General features: G+C 75.9%; 1 protein-coding gene. It reads right to left on the reverse strand.

Translation table 11 applies throughout. The annotated features are described in order from the left end of the window. On the reverse strand, positions 1-257 hold a 257-nt coding region (locus tag MTCD1_RS19655), incomplete at both ends, for a hypothetical protein (RefSeq protein ID WP_143760205.1).

Below are 257 nucleotides of genomic sequence, written 5' to 3' on the forward strand. Positions count from 1 at the left end.
AGACCACGGCGCGCAGGCTGCCGCTCTTGAGCCCCGCCTCCACCCATTCGCGCACAGCACGGTCCAGCGAGCCGTGGTGGATGGCGATCTGCCCCGCCCAGTCCGGCCGCGCGTCCAGCAGCGCCTGGTCCCACTGCCCGGCCTGCGAGCGCCCGTTGACGAACCCCAGCGTGGTGCCGGGCGCCTCCCCCAGCGCGCGCACCACCGCCGGCAGCATGGCCAGGCCCAGGTGACCGGCCCAGGTGAAGCGCTCGGGC

The organism is Colwellia marinimaniae (assembly GCF_002207865.1).
GTDB lineage: Bacteria > Pseudomonadota > Gammaproteobacteria > Enterobacterales > Alteromonadaceae > Colwellia > Colwellia marinimaniae.